Annotated in this window: 1 protein-coding gene; it reads right to left on the bottom strand. The window is 69.5% G+C overall.

Annotation, left to right across the window (positions count from 1 at the left end; translation table 11 throughout):
- Window positions 1-1,160: IS701 family transposase (locus ACF09C_RS37180; protein WP_392098097.1), on the bottom strand; the 1,160-nt coding region annotated here is incomplete at its 3' end.
- Window positions 1,161-1,197: the final 37 nt, after the last annotated feature.

The following is a 1,197-nucleotide window of genomic DNA, read 5'->3' as shown; positions in this document are numbered from 1 at the left end:
TGGTGGTGCCAGCCGCGCCAGGTGCGGCCTTCGAAGTGGTCAAGGCCGAGGCCGTGTTTGAGTTCGCGGTAGTCGTGTTCGATGCGCCATCGCATCTTCGCCCACCGCACCACGTCCTTGACGGGCGTGTCCGGCGGCAGGTTGGAGATCCAGTAGCCGGTCGGGGCCGCCTCGTCGGCGGGCCACTCCACCAGCACGGTTCGCACCGGCAGCACTCCGTCCCATCGGTAGTGCCCTCCGCCGGCTTGCTGCGCGGCCCGCAGGGCCTGCTTGCCCGCCGGCCGCACCCGCAGCGCCGTGAACCGTGAGGTCATCGGGCCCTTGCTGCCTTCACGCCAGGTGACCTCACAGAACCCGGAGGCCGGCACGTCGGCAGCGAGGTCGGGCAAGGCTCGCGGCGGGGTGCGGTAACGCGGCAGGGTCGGCGGTCCGAGCCCGCCGTAGGCCGGACGTTGCGGTTCGACAGCCTCCGGGTGAGCGACCTCCTTGCCCGTCAGCGCGACCACATAGGACAGGCCCCGGTCCTCCAGTGCCAGGCGGAAGGGCGTGCTCGCTCCGTATCCCGCGTCGGCCACGACCACCGGCGGGATGAACTTCCAGTCGGCGAGCGTGTCGAGCAGGTCAAGCGCCAAGCGCCACTTCTCCTGGTGGCCGACGTCGGCAGGGACTCCGGCTGCCCGGCAACGGACCGGATCGTCGGTCCACTCCCGGGGCAGGTAGAGCTGCCAGTTCAACGGGCACGAAGCGGTGTCGGTCGCCGCGTGGACGCTGACCGCGACCTGGCAGTTCGACCGCTTTCCCAGAGCCCCGCAGTACTGCCGGGCCACCCCCACCGACCGGGTCCCGCACTTGGGAAATGACACGTCGTCGATCACCCACACCTCGGGCGTGATCACCTCACACAGCCGCTCGGCGATCCTTCGCCGCACCGGCAGCGGATCCCACGGCGACTGGTTCACGAACTGCTGCAGGGCCTGCATGTTCCCGTCCGGCAGCCGCTCGGCCATCGGCTGGATCGACTTCCGCCGGCCGTCCAGCATCAGGCCCCGCAGATAACACCCGCCCCACCGCCGCTGATCCCGCCGCGGAAGCGACCCAAAAACATCGGCAACGAACTCCGATAACTCACCCCGGAGCCGTTCCACCTCCCCAAGCCTCATAGTCGAAAGATGCCCACCACCAGGCGAGATCACCCGA

Source organism: Streptomyces sp. NPDC014870, from assembly GCF_043081505.1.
Lineage (GTDB): Bacteria > Actinomycetota > Actinomycetes > Streptomycetales > Streptomycetaceae > Streptomyces.
The sequence above is the reverse complement of the archived record's forward strand: the minus strand, read 5'-3'. Positions and strand labels throughout refer to the sequence as shown.